Annotated in this window: 23 protein-coding genes; 10 read left to right on the top strand and 13 right to left on the bottom strand. The window is 70.4% G+C overall.

The window, feature by feature from the left end:
* Positions 1-287: 287 nt before the first annotated feature.
* The 5 genes from ACYVO2_RS01035 to ACYVO2_RS01015 all read left to right on the top strand — a co-directional run bounded on the left by ACYVO2_RS01035 (position 288) and on the right by ACYVO2_RS01015 (position 8,545).
* Positions 288-2,798 carry a SulP family inorganic anion transporter gene (locus tag ACYVO2_RS01035; RefSeq protein WP_461005569.1) on the top strand — a complete coding sequence of 837 codons (2,511 nt, stop codon included), beginning with the start codon at positions 288-290 and terminating at the stop codon, positions 2,796-2,798.
* Between the two features lie 256 nt (positions 2,799-3,054).
* The gene (gene acs, locus ACYVO2_RS01030; protein ID WP_461005568.1) at positions 3,055-5,013 is read left to right on the top strand and encodes an acetate--CoA ligase; all 1,959 of its coding nucleotides are present in this window, start codon (positions 3,055-3,057) and stop codon (positions 5,011-5,013) included.
* A gap of 291 nt (positions 5,014-5,304) precedes the next feature.
* Positions 5,305-6,768, top strand: coding sequence for a Na+/H+ antiporter NhaA (gene nhaA, locus ACYVO2_RS01025; protein ID WP_461005567.1), 1,464 nt, complete (start codon positions 5,305-5,307; stop codon positions 6,766-6,768).
* 173 nt (positions 6,769-6,941) lie between these two features.
* Positions 6,942-7,388, top strand: coding sequence for a phage holin family protein (locus ACYVO2_RS01020; RefSeq protein WP_461005566.1), 447 nt, complete (start codon positions 6,942-6,944; stop codon positions 7,386-7,388).
* A gap of 236 nt (positions 7,389-7,624) precedes the next feature.
* Positions 7,625-8,545 (top strand): alpha/beta fold hydrolase, encoded by a 921-nt coding sequence (locus tag ACYVO2_RS01015; protein WP_461005565.1) that lies wholly within the window; start codon positions 7,625-7,627, stop codon positions 8,543-8,545.
* A 385-nt stretch (positions 8,546-8,930) separates the two neighbouring features.
* Here the strand turns inward: ACYVO2_RS01015 and ACYVO2_RS01010 are convergent, their stop codons facing one another.
* The 4 genes from ACYVO2_RS01010 to ACYVO2_RS00995 all read right to left on the bottom strand — a co-directional run bounded on the left by ACYVO2_RS01010 (position 8,931) and on the right by ACYVO2_RS00995 (position 12,014).
* Entirely contained in the window at positions 8,931-10,136 is a 1,206-nt protein-coding gene (locus ACYVO2_RS01010; RefSeq protein WP_461005564.1) for a MarP family serine protease, read from the bottom strand.
* Positions 10,133-10,858 carry an NUDIX hydrolase gene (locus ACYVO2_RS01005; protein WP_461005563.1) on the bottom strand — a complete coding sequence of 242 codons (726 nt, stop codon included), beginning with the start codon at positions 10,856-10,858 and terminating at the stop codon, positions 10,133-10,135. Before ACYVO2_RS01005 ends, ACYVO2_RS01010 begins: the two co-directional genes overlap by 4 nt.
* Positions 10,855-11,739 (bottom strand): endonuclease III domain-containing protein, encoded by an 885-nt coding sequence (locus ACYVO2_RS01000; protein ID WP_461005562.1) that lies wholly within the window; start codon positions 11,737-11,739, stop codon positions 10,855-10,857. Before ACYVO2_RS01000 ends, ACYVO2_RS01005 begins: the two co-directional genes overlap by 4 nt.
* Before the next feature lie 128 nt (positions 11,740-11,867).
* Positions 11,868-12,014: a hypothetical protein gene (locus ACYVO2_RS00995; protein WP_461005561.1), complete on the bottom strand. Its 147-nt coding sequence runs from the start codon at positions 12,012-12,014 to the stop codon at positions 11,868-11,870.
* Between the two features lie 354 nt (positions 12,015-12,368).
* On the opposite strand from ACYVO2_RS00995, the gene ACYVO2_RS00990 reads away from it, so the two are divergent.
* Positions 12,369-12,647, top strand: a complete 279-nt coding sequence (locus ACYVO2_RS00990) for a GntR family transcriptional regulator (protein WP_461005560.1) — start codon at positions 12,369-12,371, stop codon at positions 12,645-12,647.
* A 51-nt stretch (positions 12,648-12,698) separates the two neighbouring features.
* Positions 12,699-12,896: a hypothetical protein gene (locus ACYVO2_RS00985; RefSeq protein WP_461005559.1), complete on the top strand. Its 198-nt coding sequence runs from the start codon at positions 12,699-12,701 to the stop codon at positions 12,894-12,896.
* Positions 12,897-12,961: 65 nt separating this feature from the next.
* On the opposite strand, the gene ACYVO2_RS00980 is transcribed toward ACYVO2_RS00985, so the two are convergent.
* The 4 genes from ACYVO2_RS00980 to ACYVO2_RS00965 form a co-directional block, all read right to left on the bottom strand.
* Positions 12,962-13,294 carry a hypothetical protein gene (locus ACYVO2_RS00980; RefSeq protein WP_461005558.1) on the bottom strand — a complete coding sequence of 111 codons (333 nt, stop codon included), beginning with the start codon at positions 13,292-13,294 and terminating at the stop codon, positions 12,962-12,964.
* A gap of 51 nt (positions 13,295-13,345) precedes the next feature.
* Positions 13,346-14,200, bottom strand: coding sequence for a JmjC domain-containing protein (locus ACYVO2_RS00975; RefSeq protein WP_461005557.1), 855 nt, complete (start codon positions 14,198-14,200; stop codon positions 13,346-13,348).
* A gap of 89 nt (positions 14,201-14,289) precedes the next feature.
* Positions 14,290-14,538: a DUF397 domain-containing protein gene (locus tag ACYVO2_RS00970; protein WP_461005556.1), complete on the bottom strand. Its 249-nt coding sequence runs from the start codon at positions 14,536-14,538 to the stop codon at positions 14,290-14,292.
* 86 nt (positions 14,539-14,624) lie between these two features.
* Positions 14,625-14,855, bottom strand: a complete 231-nt coding sequence (locus ACYVO2_RS00965) for a helix-turn-helix domain-containing protein (protein WP_461005555.1) — start codon at positions 14,853-14,855, stop codon at positions 14,625-14,627.
* Between the two features lie 719 nt (positions 14,856-15,574).
* Between ACYVO2_RS00965 and ACYVO2_RS00960 the strand changes: the two genes are divergently transcribed.
* Positions 15,575-16,447, top strand: a complete 873-nt coding sequence (locus ACYVO2_RS00960; protein WP_461005554.1) for a helix-turn-helix domain-containing protein — start codon at positions 15,575-15,577, stop codon at positions 16,445-16,447.
* Positions 16,444-16,665 carry a DUF397 domain-containing protein gene (locus ACYVO2_RS00955; RefSeq protein WP_461005553.1) on the top strand — a complete coding sequence of 74 codons (222 nt, stop codon included), beginning with the start codon at positions 16,444-16,446 and terminating at the stop codon, positions 16,663-16,665. The genes ACYVO2_RS00960 and ACYVO2_RS00955 overlap by 4 nt, the downstream gene beginning before the upstream one ends.
* Before the next feature lie 100 nt (positions 16,666-16,765).
* Here the strand turns inward: ACYVO2_RS00955 and ACYVO2_RS00950 are convergent, their stop codons facing one another.
* The 3 genes from ACYVO2_RS00950 to ACYVO2_RS00940 all read right to left on the bottom strand — a co-directional run bounded on the left by ACYVO2_RS00950 (position 16,766) and on the right by ACYVO2_RS00940 (position 18,588).
* A complete protein-coding gene (locus ACYVO2_RS00950) occupies positions 16,766-17,638 on the bottom strand; it encodes a hypothetical protein (protein ID WP_461005552.1) in 873 nt (290 codons plus the stop codon).
* 99 nt (positions 17,639-17,737) lie between these two features.
* Positions 17,738-18,127: a hypothetical protein gene (locus tag ACYVO2_RS00945; RefSeq protein ID WP_461005551.1), complete on the bottom strand. Its 390-nt coding sequence runs from the start codon at positions 18,125-18,127 to the stop codon at positions 17,738-17,740.
* A 209-nt stretch (positions 18,128-18,336) separates the two neighbouring features.
* Positions 18,337-18,588, bottom strand: a complete 252-nt coding sequence (locus ACYVO2_RS00940; RefSeq protein WP_461005550.1) for a hypothetical protein — start codon at positions 18,586-18,588, stop codon at positions 18,337-18,339.
* Between the two features lie 220 nt (positions 18,589-18,808).
* Between ACYVO2_RS00940 and ACYVO2_RS00935 the strand changes: the two genes are divergently transcribed.
* Positions 18,809-19,258, top strand: coding sequence for an endonuclease domain-containing protein (locus tag ACYVO2_RS00935; RefSeq protein ID WP_461005549.1), 450 nt, complete (start codon positions 18,809-18,811; stop codon positions 19,256-19,258).
* Positions 19,259-19,316: 58 nt separating this feature from the next.
* Here the strand turns inward: ACYVO2_RS00935 and ACYVO2_RS00930 are convergent, their stop codons facing one another.
* Together ACYVO2_RS00930 and ACYVO2_RS00925 are read right to left on the bottom strand one after the other, a co-directional pair.
* Positions 19,317-19,571, bottom strand: coding sequence for a hypothetical protein (locus tag ACYVO2_RS00930; RefSeq protein ID WP_461005548.1), 255 nt, complete (start codon positions 19,569-19,571; stop codon positions 19,317-19,319).
* Between the two features lie 25 nt (positions 19,572-19,596).
* A complete protein-coding gene (locus tag ACYVO2_RS00925; protein ID WP_461005547.1) occupies positions 19,597-19,761 on the bottom strand; it encodes a hypothetical protein in 165 nt (54 codons plus the stop codon).
* Between the last annotated feature and the right edge of the window lie 9 nt (positions 19,762-19,770).

Below are 19,770 nucleotides of genomic sequence, written 5' to 3'. Positions count from 1 at the left end.
CAGCGTCGACATACTTACCGGAACATTGGTTCGCCATTACGCTCTATTTACCGAAGGCTCGATCGCCAGTGACGCGTTCGAGCGTGTGTCGCACCGACCGCACCGGCCCCCGCCCCTGGGCGGCCGCCTCCCGCCGCACAGCCGTGACCCACGGAAGCCACCGCCCCGAGCACCCCTCGGGCTCCAGTGACTGCCCGGGCCCGCGTTCCCCCGGGCCCGGTACCCCGAAGCGCATCCGCGTCCGGACGCACCGTCCGGCCGCGCCGCTCACGAGGAGACGGGATCTCATGGACTCCGGCCCTGCCCGCAGTGGCAAGCCCCTGCCCGAACCGCCCACGACCGACCCCACCCCCGGCCCGCCGCCCGGTCCCCCGGCCGCACCGCGGGCCACCGCCCGCGAGCGCCGGCGAGCGGATCTGTCCGCGTCCGTCGTGGTGTTCCTCATCGCGATACCGCTGTCCCTCGGCATCGCCCTCGCCACCGGCGCGCCGCTCCAGGCGGGGCTGATCGCCGCCGCCGTCGGCGGCATCGTCGTCGGGGCGCTGGGCGGAGCCCCGTTGCAGGTCAGCGGGCCCGCCGCGGGCCTGGTCGTGGTCACCGCCGACCTGATCCAGCAGTACGGCTGGCGCACGACCTGCGCCATCACCGTGATGTCCGGGCTCGCCCAGCTCCTGCTCGGGTCGCTGCGCGTGGCCCGCGCCGCGCTGGCGGTGTCCCCCTCGATCGTCCACGGGATGCTCGCCGGGATCGGGCTCACCGTGGCGCTCGCCCAACTGCACGTCGTCCTCGGCGGCGGCCCCGAGAGCTCCGTCGTCGCCAACCTCGAGGCCCTGCCCGGCCAGCTCGTCGGCCACCACCCCACGGCGGTCGGCGTCGGGCTGCTCACCCTCGCGGTGCTGGTGGTCTGGCCCCGGCTGCCCGGCCGCGCCGGCGAGGGGCTGCGCAAGGTCCCGGCCCCGCTGGCGGCGGTGGTGACCGCCACGGCCGTCGCCTCCGGGTGCGGCCTCGACCTGGACCGGGTGGAGCTGCCCTCGTGGAACAGCCACGCCCTGCCCGGGCTGCCGGACGGCCCCGTGCTGGGCATCGCCGCGGCGGTGCTGACGGTGACGCTGGTGGCCAGCGTCGAGTCGCTGCTGTCCGCCGTGGCCGTGGACCGGCTCGCCGCCGCGCGCCCCGGCGGCGGCCCCCGCTCCGACCTGGACCGCGAACTGCTCGGCCAGGGCGCGGGGAACGTGGTGTCGGGCGCGCTCGGCGGCCTGCCCGTCACCGGGGTGGCCGTCCGCAGCAGCGCCAACGTCCGCGCGGGCGCGGCCACCCGCGCCTCCGGCGTCATGCACGGCTGCTGGGTGCTGCTGTGCGTCGGCCTGCTCGCCGGGCTGCTGGAGCGGATCCCGCTGGCCGCGCTGGCCGCGCTGGTGATGATGGTCGGGTTGCAGATGGTCAGCCTGCTGCACATAAGGAACGTCCGGCGGCACCGCGAGTTCCCGGTGTACCTGGCCACCGTCGTCGGCGTGCTGCTCGGCGGGGTGCTGGAGGGCGTCGCCGTGGGCATCGCCGTGGCCGTGGTGCTCGCGCTGCGCCGGCTCGCCCACACCCGGGTGCAGGTCGCGGAGGTGGACGGCGGGTACCGGGTGGACGTCGGCGGCCAGCTCACCTTCCTGGCGGTGCCCAAGCTGAGCCGCGCGCTCGCCCAGGTGCCGGACGGGGCGCGGGCGGTCCTGGAGCTCGGAGCCTCCTCCATGGACCACGCCGCGTCCGAGACGGTGCAGGCGTGGCGGGCCGGGCACGAGGCCCGCGGCGGCACGGTGGCCGTCCACGGCGAGCCCGGCCGGTACACGCGGGAGCCGGCCCCCTTCGAGCCGTCGGGGCCGCCCGGGTCCCCGGGTGGGACCGGGTCCGCGGGACGGGACGAGCGGGAGCAGGACGGGCTCACCAAGCGGGACGGGTCGCGGCGGGACGAGCGGGAGCAGGACGGTTCCGCGGGACGGGACGAGCGGGAGCCCGCAGCGCCCGGCGGGTCCGCGTGGGGCGGCGCCCCGCCGGTGGGCGCGGCCGGACGCCGGCCGTGGACGCCGTGGGGCGGCACCGGGCTCGACGGCTCCCGCGCCGCGGCCGGGCCGGCAGCCTGCGGCGGCGTGCGGCTGGTCGGCGGGGTCAGCACCTTCCAGCGGGAGACGGCGCCGCTGGTGCGCACCGAGCTCGCCCGGCTCGCCCGCGAGGGCCAGCGCCCGTCCCACCTGTTCCTGACCTGCGCGGACTCCCGGCTGGTCACCAGCATGATCACCTCCAGCGGCCCGGGCGACCTGTTCACCGTGCGGAACATGGGCAACCTGGTCCCGCCGCCCCACGAGGAGGACGGCGACGCCTCGGTGGCCGCCGCCATCGAGTACGCCGTGGAGGTGCTGCGGGTCGGCACCGTCACCGTCTGCGGGCACTCCGGCTGCGGCGCCATACAGACGCTGCTGCGCGGCGGCCGCGACGGTGACGCGGACACCTCGATGGCCCGCTGGCTGCGGCACGGCCGTCCCAGCCTGGAGCGGCTGGGCGACGCCGCGCCCCGGCTCGGCGACCGGCCCGCCGCCGACGACGTGGAGCGGCTGGCGCTGGCCAACGTGGTGCGGCAACTGGAGAACCTGCGGGCGCACCCGTGCGTGGCCGAGCGGGAGAAGGCGGGCGACCTGCACGTGACGGGCATGTACTTCGACTTCACCGCCGCCCAGGCGTACCTGCTCGACCCGGTCTCCGGCGCCTTCGAGCCGGTGCGGCCGGACGCCGAGGTGTGCGGCTGCGCGCCGTAGCGGCGCCGCCGCCGGGGCTCCCGCCCGCACCGGGAGCCCTCGCCGGGTCCGCGCGGGCCGCCGTCCGCGGAGGCGCGCGCGGCCCGCCGGCGGCGTCCGCGAACGGGGCATGCGGACGGGGCGCGCGGACGTCGGCCCTTGTCAGGCGATCGTGCTCCTGATGAGCTAGCCCCCGGGACACCCGTGACACGCCCGGAAAGGGAGATGTCGTGAGCAACGAGAGCCTGGCGAACCTGCTCGGGAAGGAGACGGGAAAGTGAGCGAGAACCCTTCCCTCTCCAACCTCCTCAAGGAAGACCGTAGGTTCCCGCCGCCGGCCGAGCTGGCGGCCGCGGCGAACGTCACCGCGGAGGCCTACGCACAGGCCGAGGCCGACCGGCTGGGGTTCTGGGCGGAACAGGCCCGCAGGCTCACCTGGAGCAAGGAACCGCAGGAGACGCTGGACTGGTCCAACCCGCCGTTCGCCAAATGGTTCGCCGACGGCGAGCTGAACGTCGCCTACAACTGCGTGGACCGGCACGTCGAGGCCGGCAACGGCGACCGCGTGGCCATCCACTTCGAGGGCGAGCCCGGCGACACGCGCACCATCACCTACGCGGAGCTGCGCCGCGAGGTCTGCAAGGCCGCCAACGCGCTGACGGAGCTGGGCGTGCGGGCCGGGGACCGGGTCGCGATCTACATGCCGATGATCCCGGAGGCCGTCGTCGCGATGCTGGCCTGCGCCCGCCTCGGCGCGCCGCACTCGCTGGTGTTCGGCGGCTTCTCCGCGGACGCGCTCGCCACCCGCATCGAGGACGCCGACGCCCGGCTGGTGATCACCGCCGACGGCGGCCACCGGCGCGGCAAGCCGACCTCGCTCAAGCCCACCGTGGACGAGGCCGTCTCGCGCACCCCGAAGGTGCGCAACGTCCTGGTGGTGCGCCGCACCGGGCAGGACGTGGGGTGGACCGAGGGCCGCGACCTGTGGTGGCACGAGGTGGTGGACGGCCAGTCCGACGAGCACACTCCGCAGTCCTTCCCCGCCGAGCACCCGCTGTTCATCCTGTACACCTCGGGCACCACCGGGAAGCCGAAGGGCATCCTGCACACCTCCGGCGGCTACCTGACGCAGACGGCGTACACCCACCACGCGGTGTTCGACCTCAAGCCGGAGACGGACGTGTACTGGTGCACGGCCGACGTCGGCTGGGTCACCGGGCACTCCTACATCGTCTACGGGCCGCTCGCCAACGGCGTCACCGAGGTGCTGTACGAGGGCACCCCGGACACCCCGCACCAGGGCCGCTGGTGGGAGATCGTCCAGAAGTACGGCGTGACGATCCTGTACACCGCGCCGACCGCGATCCGCACCTGCATGAAGTGGGGCGACGACATCCCGGCCGGCTTCGACCTGTCCAGCCTGCGCGTCCTCGGCTCCGTCGGCGAGCCGATCAACCCGGAGGCGTGGGTGTGGTACCGCAAGCACATCGGCGGCGACCGAACCCCGGTGGTGGACACCTGGTGGCAGACGGAGACCGGCGCCATCATGATCAGCCCGCTGCCGGGCGTCACCGCGGCCAAGCCGGGCTCGGCGCAGGTCCCGCTGCCGGGCATCGCCGCCACCGTCGTGGACGACGAGGCCAAGGAGGTGCCCAACGGCTCCGGCGGCTATCTGGTCCTCACCGAGCCGTGGCCGTCCATGCTGCGCACCATCTGGGGCGACGACCAGCGCTACCTGGACACCTACTGGTCGCGCTTCGAGAACAGGTACTTCGCGGGCGACGGCGCCAAGAAGGACGACGACGGCGACGTCTGGCTGCTCGGCCGGGTGGACGACGTCATGCTGGTCTCCGGGCACAACATCTCCACCACCGAGGTGGAGTCCGCGCTGGTCTCCCACCCGAAGGTGGCGGAGGCGGCCGTCGTGGGCGCGGCGGACGCCACGACGGGACAGGCCATCGTCGCGTTCGTCATCCTGCGCGGCAGCGCGTCGGAGGACGAGGGGCTCAGTGACGAGCTGCGGGCGCACGTCGGCCGGACCCTCGGCCCGATCGCCAAGCCCAAGCGCATCCTGCCGGTCGCGGAGCTGCCCAAGACCCGCTCCGGGAAGATCATGCGCCGTCTGCTGCGGGACGTGGCGGAGAACCGCGAGCTGGGTGACATCACCTCGCTCACCGACTCCACCGTGATGGAGCTGATCCAGGCCAAGCTGCCGAGCGCGCCCAGCGAGGACTGACCGGGCTGCCCGCCCTTCAGGGGGCGCCTTCGCTCGCCGAAGGCGCCCCTTTCTCTACCCCGGAGACCGCCCGCGCCGGTGAGCGCCGGATTGGCCCACGTCAGACGGGGCATGCGTAGGTATGCTGGCTCGCGGTCATACGGGATGACCATCGGACCGCAGGGAAGCCAGGACCGTCCCCGCGGACCGCCGAAGGCCGCGGACCGCGGGAAGAGAGCCACCGGGAGGGCATCGAGCAGGGACAGGTCGGTACAGGGCGCGCCGGGAAGTCTGGTCGGCATCGGTTCACGCATGCCCCGCCACCAGCCGGAGGTCGTCCCCTTGTCCGCCAAGCCCAGCCCCTCCCAGCAGCCGTCCCCGCCCGAGCCCACCCGCCGCTCCGTCTTCCTCGGCCGCCTGTCGCTGCCCGAGCGGACCTATGTCGCGGACGCGCTGCGCACCGAGACCGTCGGCGGGATGCTCCTGCTGCTGGCGGCCGTCACGGCGCTGGTCCTCGCCAACACCGGGCTGAGCGGCCTCTACACCGACGTCCGCGACCACCACCTGGGTCCGGAGTCGCTGCACCTGCACCTGTCGGTGGCCGACTGGGCCAAGGACGGCCTGCTGACGATCTTCTTCTTCGTCGCGGGCATCGAACTCAAGCGCGAGCTCGTCGCGGGGGAGCTGCGCAACCCGGCCGCCGCCGCCCTGCCCGTCGTCGCCGCCTTCTGCGGCATGGCGGTGCCCGCCCTGATCTACACGGCCGTCAACCTGGGCGCCGGCGGTGACACCGCGGGCTGGGCCGTGCCCATGGCCACCGACATCGCGTTCGCCCTCGCGGTGCTGGCCGTGCTCGGGACCGGGCTGCCGTCCGCGCTGCGCGCGTTCCTGCTCACCCTCGCGGTGGTGGACGACCTGGGCGCCATCCTGGTCATCGCCGTCTTCTTCACCTCCGAGCTGGACTTCCTCGCGCTCGCCGGGGCCTTCGCCGGGCTGGCGGTGTTCTGGCTGCTGCTGCGCAAGGACGTGCGCGGCTGGTACGTGTACGTGCCGCTCGGCGTGGTGGTGTGGGGGCTGATGCACGCCAGCGGCGTCCATGCCACCGTCGCCGGTGTCGCCATGGGCATGATGCTGCGCTGCGTGCGGCGCGAGGGTGAGGAGCACTCGCCGGGCGAGCGCGTGGAGCACCTGGTGCGGCCGCTGTCCGCAGGGCTGGCGGTGCCGCTGTTCGCGCTGTTCGCGGCCGGGGTGGCGGTGTCCGGCAGCGCCCTGGGCGAGGTGTTCACCGAGCCCGAACCGCTGGGCGTCGTGCTCGGCCTGTTCCTGGGCAAGGCCATCGGGATATTCGGCGGCTCGTGGCTGGCCGCGCGCTTCACCAAGGCGGAGCTCAACCCCGATCTGGAGTGGGCGGACGTCTTCGCCGTCTCGGTGCTGGCGGGGATCGGGTTCACCGTCTCCCTGCTCATCGGCGACCTGGCGTTCCCCGGCTCCCCCGAAACCGCCGAACGGGTGAAGGCCGCGGTGCTCACGGGGTCGCTGATCGCCGCCCTGGCCGCCGGGGTGCTGATCAAGCTGCGCAACCGCCGCTACCGCGACCTGCTGGCCGAGGAGGAGCGGGACGAGGACGGCAACGCCATCCCCGACATCTACGAACGCGACGACCCGGCGTGGCACGAGCGCATGGCCGCCCTGTACGACGCGAAGGCCGCCGAGCACCGCAGGCTCGCCGAGCAGGCCCGCCTGGGCGGCGGGCGGGGGACCGAGGACGGCGGCTGAGGGCGGTCACCCGCGCCCCGCGCCCCCTCCGGCGGCGGTGTCACCCCGGCGCGGCAGGGCAAAAGGCGGGGCGGAGTGGCCCGGTCGTCCCCTCTTGGGCATGATCGGGCATACTCCCGGGCCCGTCCGGAAAAGCGGCGGACCATCCGACAACGAACGACGGAGATTCCCCGATGAGCACTGCTGAGCGGCCGGTCCTCGCCGCCGACACTGACACCCGCACGGACAGCTCCCTCGCCGAGCTGGTGTCGAAGGCGACGGTCGAGATCTCGGGCCTGGTCCACGACGAGATCGCGCTGGCGAAGGCCGAGCTGCGGCAGGACGCCAAGACGGGCGGCATCGTCGGCGGCGCGGCGGCGGTGGCGGGGGGCCTGGTCGCGTTCTCCCTGCCCGTGCTGAGCTTCGCCGCCGCCTACGGGCTGCACAACCTCGGCCTCGGCCTGGCCTGGGCGTTCCTGATCGTGGGCGGGGCCTTCCTGGTGCTCGCGGCCGTCGTGGGCCTCGTCGCCGCGCGGGCCGTCAAGCGCATCTCGTTCGCCAGGCGCAGCATCGCCTCGATGAAGGAGACGGCGGCCACCTTCAAGGGCGTGAAGTCCCGCCCGGCGTCCGACCAGCCCTGACACCCGGCGCCCGGCCAAGCCCCGCACGCCGACCGGCCGACGCCGGGACCGCACCGCCACCGCACCGCCACCGCGTCCGGAGCGGCGTGCGGCCGCCCGCGCGCCCGCCGCGCCACCTCGCCGCCGCGTATGCCGAAGCCCCGGAACCCGCCCCTCCGCCTGCGGTCCGACAATACGGCCAATACGGCCGAAGGGTGCCGGGCCAAGCCGTTCCCCGCTGTGACACGCTCTAGGGCATGTCCGATCCTGATACCTCGCCGGTGCGGCTGGAAGGCCCGTGGACCCATCGGGACGTCGCCGCCAACGGCGCCCGGTTCCACGTCGTCGAGGCCGGCGAGGGCCCGCTGGTCCTGCTGGTGCACGGCTTCCCCCAGTTCTGGTGGGCCTGGCGGCACCAGTTGACGGCACTCGCCGCCGCCGGCTACCGGGCCGCCGCACTCGACCTGCGCGGGGTCGGCGGGAGCGACCGCACACCGCGCGGCTACGACCCGGTCAACCTCGCCCTGGACGTGTGCGGGGTGATCCGCTCCCTGGGCGAGCCCGACGCGGCGCTGGTCGGCCACGACCTGGGCGGTTATCTCGCCTGGACCGCCGGCGCGCTGCGCCCGAAGCTGATCCGGCGGCTGGCCGTGTGCTCCATGCCGCACCCGCGCCGCTGGCGCTCGGCGATGATCACCGACCCGCGGCAGACCGCGGCGGGCTCCTACGTGCTGGGCTTCCAGCGGCCATGGGTGCCGGAGCGGCAGCTCGTCGCGGACGACGCCGCGCTGGTCGGCAGGCTCGTCCACGACTGGTCGGGCCCCCGCAAGCCCGACGAGGCGGCGCTCGCCGTCTACCGCCGCGCCATGCTCGTCCCCAGCACCGCGCACTGCTCGGTGGAGCCCTACCGCTGGATGGTGCGCTCGCTGTTCCGGCCGGACGGATTCCAGTTCAACCGCAGGATGAAACGCCCGGTGCGGGTACCCACCCTGCACCTCCACGGTTCACTCGATCCGGTGATGCGCACTCGCAGCGCGGCGGGGTCGGGGGAGTATGTGGAGGCGCCCTACCGGTGGCGGCTGTTCGAAGGGCTCGGCCACTACCCCCACGAAGAGGACCCGGACGTCTTCTCGTCCGAGCTGGTCAACTGGCTGAAGGACCCCGAGCCCGACCGCTGAGCCACTCCGGCCCGGTTCGAACACCGCCCGTATCACGGCCCGTTGGTCCTGGCATAGGTCAGACGCATAGGCCGATTGGCGGGCCCCGGCGCGGTTACCGGTGGCAGGAGCGGGCACAACCGGGGGTATGGGTTGGACGCACGACTACCGTGACGTGTCTCACAATCGCCGCCGGGCCCCGAATCAGGCTGCCCCGCTCACACCCCCGCCGGACCGCAACGAAGTGGTCGATGCCAACCGCCTCGGACCGGCCACGGTGGGGATCCCCCGCATCATCGGGCGCCGGGCCCGCTGGATGACGGCCCGGCTCCGCCACGCCCGCAACGCCTGACGGGATCGCGGGCGCCGCGCGGCAGGGCGCGGCCCTGCCGGCCCGCGGCGCCCCCTACAGCGCGCAGCCCTGTGTGTCAGCCCGCGCCTGGGCGGTCAGGCCCGCCTCGGCGTCGGCGCGCACCTCGTCGGCGGTGAGCGCGTACCCGGTCTGGGAGTCGTCGAGCGACTTGGCGAATATCACGCCGTAGACCTCGCCCTGCGGGGTGAGCAGCGGCCCGCCGGAGTTGCCCTGGCGCACCAGGGCGAACAGCGAGTACACGTCGCGCCGCACCGTGTCGCGGTGGTAGATGTCCGGGCCCGACGCCTGGAGGCGCCCGCGCACCCGGGCGGCGCGCACGTCGAACCCGCCGTTCTCGGGGAAGCCCGCCACGATCGCGTCGTCCCTGGCCTCGGCGTCGTCGTCGGCGAAGGGCAGCGCGGGGGTGCTGTCGGGCAGCGACGGCACGTCCAGCACGGCGATGTCGCGCTCCCAGTCGTAGAGCACCACCGTGGCGTCGTACAGCCTGCCCTCGCCGCCGATCTGGACGGTCGGCTCGTCCACACCGCCGACCACGTGGGCGTTGGTCATCACCCGGTCCCTGGCGTAGACGAAGCCGGTGCCTTCGAGCACCTTGCTGCAACTGGTCGCGGTGCCGACGACCTTCACTATGCTCTGCCTGGCCTGCGCCACCACCGGGCTGCCGACCAGCGCGGCGTCCGGCGCGGGCACGTCGGTGATGGGCTCGTTCTGGAACGGCTGGAAGACCTGCGGCAGCCCGTTCTGCGCCAGCACCGCGCTGAAGTCGGCGAACCAGGTGTTGGCCTCGTGCGGCATCGCCTCCGAGACCCCGGCCAGGATCCGCGAGGAGCGCACCTCCCGGCCGACGGTGGGCAGGGTGGTGACGGCGAGCGCCGAGCCGATCAGCCACGCCACCAGCAGCATCGCCAGCACGTTGACCAGCGCGCCGCCGGTGGCGTCCAGCGCCCGGACCGGCTGCCAGGTGATGTGGTCGCGCGCCTTGTTGCCCAGGTGCGTGGTGAGCGCCTGCCCCACGGAGGCGAAGACGATCACCACCACCACGGCGAGCACCGGCACCACCGTGCCCTGCGCGTCCGGGGACGAGACCTGGTTCCACACCAGGGGCAGCAGGTAGACGGCGACTATGCCGCCCCCGACGAAGCCGATCACCGACAGGATGCCGACCACGAACCCCTGGCGGTAGCCGATCACGGCGAACCAGACGGCGGCGAGCAGCAGCAGGATGTCCAGCACGTTCACTGCCCGTGGCCCCTCCGTCGGAGCTCGTCGCGGTGGTCGAGGCGCAGCGCGTCGGCCGAGAGCTCCACCTCGCGCCCGCGGTCCCACTCCCGCTCCAGGGAGGAGAAGTGCAGCACCCGGTCGATCACCCCGGCGGTGAAGCCCCACACCAGCACGTCGCCGACCAGGAAGCCGGGCCCGCGGTGGCCGCTGGGATGGCGCACCCGCACCCGGTTGCCGGGGTCGGTCAGCTCGCTCAACGGGACTCTCATCACGGCGGCCACCTCGGAGTGATCGACAGGCGCGACCGGTGATGGAGTGCGCCACCAACCGAGTACGGGCGTGACCACGAAGTCGCTCACCGGGATGTACAGCCGGGGCAGCACGGCGAACACCTGGACGCCCTCGCGGCGCAGCCCCGTCTCCTCCTCGGCCTCCCGCAGCGCCGCCACCAGCGGGCCGTCGCCCTCCGGGTCCCCGTCCTCGGGGTCGAGGGCGCCGCCGGGGAAGGACGCCTGCCCCGCGTGGGAGCGCAGCGACTTGGCCCGCTGGATGAGCAGCAGGTCGGGGCCCGAGGGGCCCTCCCCGAACAGGACCAGGACGGCGGAGGCGCGGCCGCCGCGCGCGGGCGGCAGGAAGCGGCTGAGCTGCTCGGGGCGCACGGCGCCGGCCGCCCGCGCGAGGGGCCGCAGCCACTGCGGCAGCCCCTCGGCGGTGACCGTCACCGGACCCGCCGTCGTCACCGCGCCTCCCCGGGCGGGGTCCCGTCGCCCGCGGAGGCGTCGCCGGCCGCCGGCGGGCCGCCCGCCAGTGGCTGCGCGGGCTTGCCGGGGTAGCCGGAAGGGGGCTTCAGGCGCTGGCCCGGCAGACCGCCGAGCTCGTACTTGAGCAGCTTGCGGGCCTTGTCCGGGTCGGTCTCGCCCTCGCCGTAGGACGGGCACAGGGGGGCGATCGGGCAGGCGCCGCAGGCCGGCCTGCGGGAGTGGCAGATCCGGCGGCCGTGGAAGATCACCCGGTGGGAGAGCATGGTCCACTCGCTCTTGGGGAACAGCGCGCCGACCTCCTTCTCCACGCGGTCCGGGTCCTCCTCCGCGGTCCAGCGCCAGCGCCGCACCAGCCGTCCGAAGTGGGTGTCCACCGTGATGCCGGGCACCCCGAAGGGGGCATGCACATTAGCACCATGGTTCGGATCACCCTCCCTGCTCGCCTCACAGGCACAGGCGTTGCCAGTCACCACAAACGCGGTTTTCCGCCCCACGCCGGGGAGTTTGACCAGGTCAGCAAGGGTCTTGGGTACCCTGCCGCCATGGTCAGCCACGATGGCAGCGGCCAGACCCGTGATGCTCCGAGTCTTGGCGCGAAAGAACCCCGTGGGCTTGATCAGCTCCTCAACCTCTGCCGGGTCTGCCCCTGCTAGATCAGCGGGACGGGGGTACTTGGCGAACAGGGCCGGGGACACTTGGTTGACTCGTAGGTCCGTGGTCTGGGCGCTGAGCACCGTTGCGACCAGCAGTTGCCATGCGTTGACGTGATCAAGTTCGCAGTGCGCATACGGGTAAGTCTCAGCAAGAGCACGGTTGATCCTCCGTGCCCTTCTCACAAGCGCTAGCCGGGTCTCCGCCATACGGGTCAGCCTACGGGCCAGCGCAAAGCCCCGGGCCGTGACCGACCAGGACCCGAGTCGCCCCGTGGCCCAGCAAAAAGCCCCGCACCGGTCAGCGACCAGAGCGGGGCTTAGTGGCTCGTAGGGGCCTACTGCCTGCGTAGCTGCACGCCGGGGTAGTCGAGCCCCATCGTCGCCCAGAACAGCTCACGACGACGCTTCCGGCACTGCCGCTGCTCTAGGTGGGCGAGGTAGTACGGAGGGATGCGGTGCCGGGGGACTTCGACTATCGGCATGCTGCGCCGGAGCACGTGAACGGGCACGGGGAGCCTCGCAGAGCAGATCACCACGGGAGCGGGGGCAGGGGCGGGCACACGGTGCTTCCCGGTCGCGGGGAACAGCGCCTCAGTCCACCGCAGCAGAGTCCCCCGGGGGTTTGCTCCGGGAATGAGCGCCAGGGCGAGCCGCCCGAGAAGGCGCACGATAAGGTCACGCATGTCTTCAGCTCCTTGGAAGCTGTGGGCCATGCCCCGGGGCGGTGCCAGCCGCCGCCGGGGTCTTTCGTTGGTGACTCTACGCCTTTACGTCAAGACACGTAAAGGAACGTAAGAGCATGAGCGATGACGTTGGCGTGCGGCTAGCGTGAAGTCATGAGCTACGGACCAGACGACCAGATTGAGCGGGACGCGCCGGAGCCCCCGTTCCGGCAGCTTGCGGGGATTCTCAAGGCGCGGATTGAGCGCGGAGACTGGAAGCCCAACCGCCCGATCGCATCGGAAGCCCGCCTTGTAGATGAGTTCGGACTGAGCCGCCCGACCGTGCGCCGGGCCATTGCGGCGCTCGTTGATGAAGGGGTCGTCTTCGTCGTGCCGCAGCGCGGCACCTACGTAGCTGAGCGCTCCGGCCGCAGTGACCAAGCCGAGACCTGACTCCTACCTCGGTCGGAGGTATGCCCCAGCCTCGCCGCTTACGGTCGAAGCATGGACACGACACGACGGCTTACCGGCTGCCTGAGCCGGACGGACGCAGAGCGGCAGTGGCATGAGATGGCCGCCACCTTCACGGCGCTGCGCCTGCCTGAGCGTGTCGCCTGCCGGAAGTGGGGCCGAGGCTGGGCGCTGTTCGCTGTGCCTGCCGACGACGCCAGGACCAACAGCGGGCAGTCATCTGCGGCGTGAGCACTCCCGCCCGATGCCACCCCGAGCGGGAGTTCTGCCCAATTCCGACTGTAGCCCGCAACGGACTAGCGCCAGCGCTGATCGAGGCCCTTGCCGAACCTCTTCAGGATTTGAGCGTACGGACCATCTAACGAGCCCTTCGGAAACCCGATTTCCTGATAGTCAACGATTGGGTCACCCGCCTCGATCATCTCGGTTGCACAGTCGGTGCACCACACCAGAAAGAGCGGCAGCGGGTTATCGGCAGAGCGCGGAGCCTGAAAAATGCGCTCCTCGTCCGCGTACTCTTCCAAGTCAACTAACAGGCTGACCTGTTTTCCGGGGAACTTCGTGGACGGCGCCCCGGCGGTCTTCCCGCAGTGATTACAGAGCCGGTTTCGCCGGTGCTTGCCCGCCATACTGCCCCCTGCTGTTCCGTCGCCTGGGTGGTCAGTGGGGGAGTCTACTCGTCACTTCCTGCCCAGCATGGCCATCTGCTGAGCCAGCCAGAGATCCTGCCCTACCGGGGCCTCTTCCCACCCGTTGATCGTGTCCACGGCGAGTGCCGCCGTGTCCAGAACGAGCTGGGCGAAGTCGGCGTCACTCAGGCCCGGGGGCAGCGCGGCCCGCAACTCGACCTCTTCCGTCAGCTTGTCAACGAGCCTTTCTAGCACCCAATGCCGGGTCAAGAGCTGCACACCCAACGTGACGTGCAGGCTGTGTTCTTCGCCGGTCCGGCCGTGATGCACCCATCCCCGGGGAATCCACAGAACCTCTCCGGCGTGCAGCGTGATTTCGAAGTCCGGGGCTCCTGCGGTCACCGCTTCCCGCTGCTCCGGGGTGAAGCCGACCTTTGTCCAAGCGTGCCGCTCCAAGGGGTCGGTGAATACCGGCCGGTTGAGCCGCCAGAGCTTCGCCCCCTCGACCTGAGCGAGCCACACATGATGGGTGTCCCAGTGCGGCGGATACCCCTTGGCGTTCGGCGGAGTCAGGTAGGCATTCCCGGTTACCTGGTGCCCAAGCTCTCCGGCCAATGCGCGGCAGAACGAAATGAGCGGGGGCCACGTCAGATGCAGGCCGTTAAGCCCAAGCGTGTCGGTCACGTGATCGGCGCTCGGCCGAGAACCGGTCAATACACCTTCCCGAACCATGGCCATCTGGAAGGGCTGACATCCCGGCTCGGAGACGATACGGCGGGCGTCGTCCCGACTGAGGAGCGAGTGAATGTCTCGCGGGGAGGGAGACTTGAACACCCGGGGCGTGTCCGGCCACTTCCGGCGGAACACTTCCGGGTCATCGACTAAGCGAGCAAGCGCCGAGGTCATTCTCTTTTCTCCTTTCTGTGACGAGGTTGAGGAGAGCGGCCCCCCGCCGCATCAGTGGCGAGGGGCCGTTCCGCTGACGTGTTCGCGCGTCAGCCGTTCAGCAGGTGGTCGAACTCGCCCGCCTTGGCGCCCGACAGGAACGCGCGGAACTCGGAGTCCGTGAACTGCATGCCGCTGCGGGTCTTCGTGTCACCGATGGCGACACCGGCACCGTTGGGCAGCGCGGCGAGGGTGACACAGTCGTCCAGGGTGCCCGGGGTGGAAGCCGACGACTTCTCCCACTGGACGCCCGGGAACTCCGGGATGCTGAAGTTGTCGAGCTTGATCGACTCACTCATGGGTGATTCTCCCTAGCTTCTCGCTTGGTGCGGGGTGCGTCCCCGCGCCGTTGTGCTCCCCCGTCCGCCCCAACCGGGACGGAGTCTCAGGTTTTCTTCCGCAGAGCGCCTGCGCCTCGGGTGACTCCGCCACGCTTTCGGAATTTCACTCCGGACTCTGACAGAATCCGATGGACGAAGCCATAGGACCGGCCAGTACGTCTCATCAGGGAACGAATAGGTACTCCGCGTTCGTACTCCTGTTTGTAGTAGGCCGCTACCTGTATACGCTGTGCGCCCAACACTTTTTCTTTGGGCTTTATCACCGGCGCCTGCATACATTCCCTTTGTTGTTCGTTTTGCGCTAAGGCCAGCCACTCCGACTATCGAGGCCGAAGTTTGGTGCCCGTCCAGCGGGGGATTGGCGGCGCCTACCGACGTCCCCGCCAGACGGGAGCTTTTAGGTGCCCCTCCTCCTTCATTCGCTTGCCGAGAATTGAACAAGGCGGGGCGGTCCGCTCCGAATTGATACTCGTGAGCACGTTGCTCATCGTGGGAGAGCAGCAACAAGCCGGAGCGGAGTTCATGAGGCGCCGCAGAGATGGCGTGGCCCGCTCACCCCGCCTTCATGCGGCTCTGCTGATTGGCCTCAGCCACCGGGGGAAGGAGCTGATCGCTCAAGGGAACCGGCCGCAGATTCTCGGGACGGGCAGACCACTCGTAGCCTCCACCCTCCGGCCTCAGCCACGTCTTGGAGTTCCACCAGCGGTTTACGACGCGCCCGACACGTGGGTTGCCGTGGCGGTCCACGTTGCCCAGATCCTTGACCAGCGTCCCCAGCTCGGGCGCGTCGGGCTCGTGGTCCGGGGCGGGTGCCTGTGTGCTGTCCGCGTGGTGTTGAGGGGGTGTGGGAGTCATGAGAACCTCTTGCCGTCTCTCGCTACGCTCCTTGAGCGGGCCGTCACTTGATGCACTGACAGGCTGGCCGACCGCGCACAGCGGTTGCTAGAGGTTGCCGCTGGACAGTTTGAACTGTCCAAGACCTTCGGGAGTTCAGATGAGCACCGAACACCAGGACGACGACCCGGCGGCCTCACCGCTCCGCCACTTCGGCAACGAAGTGCGGCTAGAGCGTGAGCGGTTGGGGATGACCCGGGATCAACTAGGCGACGCGGCCAACTGCGGTTACTCCCTGGTTGCCAAGATTGAGGCAGGCGAGCGCCTTCCCTCGGAAGAGTTCGCGAAGGCGTGTGATCGCGTGTTCCCCCACTCAGGGGGACGCTTCGCGCGACTGTGGCCACTAGCGTTGCGGTTCGCGTTTCCGCCGTGGTTCCGCCCGTACGTTGAGTTGGAGCGGAAGGCAGTCGAGATCCGCATGTTCCATCCGCAACTGTTGCCGGGCTTGGTGCAGACTCCCGAGTACGCGCGGGCGGTTCTCCGGCCGGGCCGACCGACCAACCTTGACGACTTGGTGACGGCTCGCATTGAGCGTCAGCGCGTGCTAACCCGAGAGAAGCCCGCGCGTCTGTGGCTTGTCCTCAACGAAGCGGTTCTTACCAACACCGTCGGCAACGCGAAGATCATGCAAGGTCAGCTTGCGCGCTTGCGTGAGCTTGCCGAGACGCCTGTTCACCGTGTCCAGATCATCCGCAACCGGGGCCAGCACCACGGATGGGCGAGCCCGTTCGGTCTCCTCTCGTTCAACAAGAGCGACAAAGGGCCCGCGCGAGGCGGGCGGCAGCCTAGGGCCGGGGCCGACGCAGGGAACGACGTCGTACACGTAGACGGGTTCCCCCGGGGGTACATCCTTGCTGAGCCGGACGACGTTGCAGCGGCGCAAGATGCCTATGATCTCCTCAGAGCCATGGCCGCTTCGCCGGACGAGTCGGCAGAGATCATCGACGCCGTTTTGAAGGATCACTATCCATGAGCAACCGCCCCCACATATCAGAAGCGGACTGGCACAGTTCGTCCTACAGCCAGGTGAACGGCGGTGAGTGCGTTCAATGGGCCCCGGGGTACGCGAAGGCGCAAGGCATCGTCCCCGTCCGTGACAGCAAAGACCCAGCCGGGCCCGCACTAACCTTCTCGCCGGACGGCTGGGCATCGTTCGTCGCTGCCGTCCGCCGTGGAGACTTCGAGGAGTAGGCCCCGTCTTCACCCACCGCCCCGCCGCTCTGCTTCCTCGGAGTGGCGGGGCGGCTCATTACTCTGCGTGAAAATTTTAGCTCCAGCCGGCAGAGAATCCCTAGGGCGAAACGGACATAGATGGCACCGCGGCCTCACTGCGAGTGAGGATCGCGTCAGCGGCGCGGCCGTCCGCCAGCACGTCAGAGACCGTCGTCACGGTGGCGACCGTGGCCATGACCGTGACCGCTTCCGGCGTGCTCTCCCGCTCTGCCGTCGCTCGCTCCCCCGTTGCCGTGTTGGTCACCTCAACGGCGACTTCGGTCGGTGCCCCGGGAAGCGGCGCGGGGGGTGGCGTGACCGTCACCTCAACTACTAGCGGTACGCCCTCTGCTGAGCCGTCAGCGGCCGTCAGCGTGGCCGTCACGGTCACGGCGTCCGTCTGCGGGTCGGTGGCTGTCACCTCAAGCTCAACGGCCGTGTCGGCAACGGTCGTGAGGTAGGCGCGGAGCGGCGACGCCCAATCAGGTACCGCGTCAGCGATCCGTTCACCGCCGGGTGCCATGCGGTCGAGCACGTCACCAAGGTTTTCCTTGTCGAACAGTCCGCGACGCTGGTCCTGGTCCTGGTCCTGGTTGCTGCCGCTGTCCTTCGGCTGGCCCACGGGGGCGCGGGGTGGCGTCGCTGCTTCGCCGGGGTTGCTCTCGCCCAGCTCCTTGCCGTCGTCCACTCCGGGGCCGCTGCCGTGCGCGGGCGGCGCGTCGGGGGACGCGGGAGGTTGGGGCGCCGCAGGGGGCACAGTGGCCGTTGACGGCCGCTCAGGGCCCGGTGTGTGGCCGTCGGGCTTGGTGGCGTCGGCCGGTTCACTGTCGGGCTCGATGGTCACGCCGCGCCCGCCTTCCGGCTGGCGTTCGGCGACGGCCGAAGTCCATGTCAGCAGTCCGAAGACAGCGAGCGAAGCGCCGAGCGCTGCGGCGTTGCGGATGTGGTGCATGAGTACCCCTGCGATGGTGCGGCCCTCTTGGGCGTGCGGTGCGTCGGCGCGTCTGCGTCGGCGTTCCCCCGGTGTGGTCGTTGGTGGTGGTGTCCGCCGTCACGCTGCGAGCGTTGCGGCAAGCTCTTCGTCGTCGTCCTGGCCGTGGCAGTGCTGGCCGTAGTCGCATGCCGACCAGACGCCTTCCGGGTACGGGAGGTAGATGCCGGTCTCTGGGCTCAGGTACCACTCAGACGACCCCGCGAGGTCCCCTGAGAGCCGAGCACGGGCCAGCAGGCGGAAACCGTCGTAATGCCCGATCCGAGCGAGCAGACGGGCCACCAGTGCCCCTTGGGCCCTCAGCACGGCCCCCATGTCGGTGCACGTCGTGATGCGCTCTTCCCCCACAGGAGACGGCAGGTCGGGGCACGGATGCCAGTCAAGCCGGTTGTCCCCCAGCTCAGGCACCCATGCCGACACCAGCACGACCCCTGCACTGTGTGTAGTCATGCCGTCACCATAGAACACATGTTCGGGAAGTGGTAGCGACCAGGCTCGATGTCCTACCTCAGTAGGAGTAGAGACTCCCCGACTCATCCGGGGGTTGTATCTCGCCGCATGGTGATTTTCTCATGTGGTCAGCGTCACAAACACGAAAGAGCCCTCGCCATTTCTGACGAGGGCTCATTTCAGGTCACCGACTCACGTGAGTCGGTGCTTTAATCGTTCGCGCTCTCCATCATCGCGAAGCCTTCAAGGGCGACCCAGCGGCGCCGGGCATCATCCGTCGCTTCTTCGTAGTTGGCCACCAGCCAGTCACAGGCGCCTTGCCAGTTCGCAGAGTTGCCCAGCGCTCGCCCCTCGCGCTTTACGAGGCAGTAAGCAGCCGTCACCTGCTCCGGCGTTGAGGCATCCCCCAGCGCCTCACTGACGCGAGCCAGAAACGCCGCACGCTCTTCCTTGGTCGCCACGACGCCCCCCTCACCCTCCGAACAGCGAAGCCAAGACGATGATGGTCAGCACGAACAGGAACACCTTGGTTCCCGGCGTCGCCCCCATCTGCCTGCGCCCGCCGCATGTACATGACCATCCCCCGTGCCAGTAGCACGCCGGGTGGTGATCCTTGGAGCGATTCACGACTCCCCCTTTAATGAGCCACCGACTCACGTGAGTCGGTGGTATTCTGCTCCGATGCCCGATACGTCGAAACGTTGCAATGCATGCGGAGAAACGAAACCGGTAGACGAATTCCCCGCGAACGGCCGCCTTCGTAGCGGCGAAGTGAAGCGGACCCAGCCGTGCAAGCAATGCAAAGCCCTGAAGATGGCAGAGCAGCGCAAGGCTGAAGCAGAGGCAGGCGTAGCAAGGGACCACGGCCAAGAGAAGGTGCGCCGACTGGCGAAGGCTCTGGGCATGTCGGTGGACGATCTCAATGCGCTGATGGATCGCGCGTGCGATGTCTGCGGCGCAGAGTCAGGGTCGAGACGGCAGCGCAACAGTGCCTACCGCAAGGGGGGAACAGGGGAAATCCTTGGAACCGTGTGCCAGAGCTGTGCATCCGGCATCGGCTATTTCGAGCACGACCCGGAGCGGATCGAGCGAGCCTTGACGTTCCTCCGGAGGGTGGACGCGGGCCGCTGACACTCCGCCCCTGACGGTCACGCCAGACCACCGACTCACGTGAGTCGGTGGTCTGCGGCTACCAGCGGGAGGCGCGCGCTTCGGCGTGGACCCTCGCAGTGCGAAGCGGCGACCGGTCCGGGGTCTCGACGGCGTTCGCTGCGTCTATGAGCCATGCGGCAAGGTTGCGCGCTTCTGTCGGGGTCAGCTTCACACGGTCACCCGGCACGGCGACACTCAGCGTCCCCCGCTCCTTGTCGTTGTGCCACGCGAGCACGCGCCCGCCGCCCTTCGCGGCAAGGGTTGCCTTCGTCTCTCGGGTCACGTTCAGCACTGCGATTCTCCTCAGGTTGGGCGGTTCAGGGGTTGAGGTCTTCGATTTTCCGCATGAGCCGGAAGGCGTCATCGGCCGACATGTCCACCGTGGCGACAGTCCGCCCGGCAGCGTCACGTACGTGGATGTCGTAGGAGGCTCCCACGCGGGTCACTTCGACGGTTCCGCCTTCAGCGGTCGCAAAACGCATTGCGCTGAC

This window comes from Streptomyces capparidis (assembly GCF_054782095.1).
Note: the sequence above shows the minus strand (reverse complement) of the source record. Positions and strands in the feature narration are given on the sequence as shown.